We start from the raw sequence: 3,016 nt of genomic DNA, 5'->3' as shown, positions 1-3,016 counted from the left end.
TTTCCATGGCCATTTGGTTTGTTCCTGGCAAAGCGTAGGGAACAAGTCCTGCGCCCTCCGGTATGAAAAATACCGTTTCGGGATGCATCGACCAAAGGAGGTTATTAAGGGTTTCGGCGTTTGTGAATTCCCGGATCTGCGTAAGAGCGATCAGTTCATTTACATGGGTATGGAGGATGGTTTTTTCAGGAGCTTTCCGTCCAACAAGCATATCGTGTATTAAAAGATGGGTTGGCAACTCCGAGGTAGGCCATACTTTTCCCTCGTCTCCATAGTCACAGAGCTGCTGGAATGCATTTCCCGAATCAAGAAGCCGGATCTTACAGATATATGGCTGCGGGTCGATAGCAATATCGCGCATACGCGTGCCTGTGCCGGTAAGCAGAATCACCTGTCCGGCCAGGTTTGGGTAAGAATTGCCAAGCTTGTGCACGGTATTGTTTTTGATACGGTCAAGATCAATCTTTTCAAGGCCGGTAATATTCACCGACATGTTTCCTGCATTGCGTTCTGCCCAGCCCTTTTCCCAAAGGTAGCCGGCAACTCTGGCAATATCATCCCGGATACGGCCAAGAGGATCATCGGGGAAAAAATACGTGTCCATCATCGCTTCCTGTTAAAAAATTCAACCATCAGATTGCGGCAATCATCTTCCAGAATACCTTCAATGACTTTTGTTTTCGGATGCAATAAATCAGGTTTATAACGTCTGAAGCCTCTTTTCTCATCCTTTGTGCCATAAACCAAAACACCCAACTGGGCCCAGAAAAGAGCAGCGGCGCACATCGGACAAGGTTCAACCGTCACAAACAAAGAGCAGCCATCAAGGTACTTTCCCCCCAGATATGCAGCGGCAGCTGTGATCGCCTGCATTTCGGCATGTGCCGTCACATCGTTGAGACGCTCTGTAAGGTTATGTGCCCTGGCTATCACAACATTCTGGCAAACCACCACTGCCCCCACAGGAACTTCATCCTTATCAAAGGCTTTGCGTGCCTCTTTCAGGGCCTCATGCATAAAAAACTCATTGCTGAATTCAATGATTGCCATAACTATTATAAAAATAATACAAAACAAGGAAAACCCAGCAAACTCGTAAGGTTTATTCAGGAATATATTGATACTTTTCTGAGTTTTTCCAGGATTTATAAGGGTAATTTACCAGACTGGCATTATAGTAACGGTTTTCACCGCTTACTTCAAGGCCAAGCCATCCGGGTTGAGGAAAATCCTGACCTTCATATTCCAGCTCAATCTCTGCAACTATTAAACCTTCATTGTCTCCCACAAACTCATCAATCTCCCAGGTAAACCCCTCAAATGAAACATAATACCGGGTTTTCTCAATAAGAGGTTTTTGACATAATTCATCAAGCATAATCACTGCTTCTTCCGGTGGGATTGAATACTCAAACTCCAGCCTCTGGATTCCCTTATCAGGTCCTTTCACCGTGATATAAGCTTTATCACCGGATAATCTCACCCGAACCAGTCGGTTTTTATCGAGATTCAGGAAACCCTGACGAATAGCTTTTGCCCGGGCGCCAATCCTGTAGTCTTTATTCTTCACCAGGAATTTTCGTTCAATTTCCAATGGCATAATTATTTTAAATTAAATGAGCATCTGGATACATTAAAACAAAGTTACAGGTAACAAGTTGCAAGTTACAAGTTGCAAGTTACAGGTTGCAAGTTACAAGAAAACGATCCATCATGTATGTAAATTAGCTCTCAAATAAAAATGAATTAAAAAAATTGTTGCTCCCTTCTTTTTAAATTAAACTGCAAAATATCCTGCAACTTGAAACATAAATCCTGTAACTAAATATTCATTATTCCTGCAAAGCAGTAATCGCCGTATCAGGGATCACGGCAATGCCACAACCTGTTTAAATACGTTTTCCATAAAAAACAGGGCAAAGTAACAGATCAATCCCGTTATAAGCGGAGTCAATATCCATCCCAGCGCGATCTGTCCAAGTATCCTGAACTTTACTCCTCTTCCACCCTTTAACAAACCTATGCCCAGGATAGCTCCAACAATGACCTGGGAGCTGGAGACAGGCACCAAAGGCAGATACGGCAAGCCCCAGCCATTAAAGAGTTCTTTAAGCCACAAAGAAGAAAACAGGAAAAGCACAAGAGAATGGGCCAGCACTACCACGATAGAAGCAACACTGTTCAGAGGTAGTAAGTTATGCCCTACCTGCATCATGATTTTCCTGGAATAAGTTATTATACCAACTGCGATAGCCAGGCTTCCGAGGAAATAAAGCTGTTGTGCACCACTAAGACCAATCACCCCAAACAGGTTCACATCCTGAAGATGAACTGAAGGAACGAACACACCCACAACATTGGCTATATTATTGGCTCCCAAACTATACGCCCCAAAAGCACCGGTAAGTATCAGAGCAATTTTTATACCCAGATCGAGTCTCAACATATGGACAGAGATTCGGTTTGAAATTCTTCTGACCAGCAAGTACAGCAAAACGGCTGTAAGAGCACCAAGGACAGGACCGCTTACCCAGGAGGTGGCGATTTCCGTCAGAATAGTCATATCCGTTGTTCTACCGGTATAGAAGTTCCATCCCACAATGGCACCCACAATGGCCTGGGAAGATGAAACGGGGATAGTTTGCCGGGTCATGGCAAATACAGTTATGGCAGCAGAAAGAGCCACAGTGAATGACCCGGCCAAAGCATTCACACTACCAAGCTCTCCAAGAGTACCCGTTGTGCCCGATCCCTGTACAACAGCCCCGATAATCACAAATATACTTGCAACCACGGCAGCGGTGATAAACTTCACCATCCTGGAGCCAACAGCCGTGCCAAAAACATTTGCTGCATCATTTGCACCCAATGACCAGCCCAGAAACAAACCGCTTGTTATAAACAGGATCCCCATGGATTTTTACGTTTCAGGAAATCTTTTAAACACTTCTTTTAATGGCAAAGATGGTAAGGCGGTCTGCGACACCTTCCGCCTTATCGGATAAATTACCTATGT

4 protein-coding genes are annotated in these 3,016 nt (G+C 44.3%); all 4 read right to left on the bottom strand.

Going from position 1 to position 3,016, the window contains the following annotated elements:
• On the bottom strand, positions 1 to 607 hold a 607-nt coding region (locus tag KKA81_13305; GenBank protein ID MBU2651900.1), incomplete at its 3' end, for a class II aldolase/adducin family protein.
• Positions 604 to 1,050, bottom strand: coding sequence for a nucleoside deaminase (locus KKA81_13300; protein ID MBU2651899.1), 447 nt, complete (start codon positions 1,048 to 1,050; stop codon positions 604 to 606). The genes KKA81_13300 and KKA81_13305, both read right to left, overlap by 4 nt.
• A gap of 52 nt (positions 1,051 to 1,102) precedes the next feature.
• On the bottom strand, positions 1,103 to 1,600 hold the full coding sequence (locus tag KKA81_13295) for a CYTH domain-containing protein (GenBank protein MBU2651898.1): 498 nt from the start codon (positions 1,598 to 1,600) through the stop codon (positions 1,103 to 1,105).
• Between the two features lie 267 nt (positions 1,601 to 1,867).
• Positions 1,868 to 2,914, bottom strand: a complete 1,047-nt coding sequence (locus tag KKA81_13290) for an inorganic phosphate transporter (GenBank protein MBU2651897.1) — start codon at positions 2,912 to 2,914, stop codon at positions 1,868 to 1,870.
• Positions 2,915 to 3,016: the final 102 nt, after the last annotated feature.

The organism is Bacteroidota bacterium (assembly GCA_018831055.1).
GTDB lineage: Bacteria > Bacteroidota > Bacteroidia > Bacteroidales > B18-G4 > M55B132.
The sequence above is the reverse complement of the archived record's forward strand: the minus strand, read 5'-3'. Positions and strand labels throughout refer to the sequence as shown.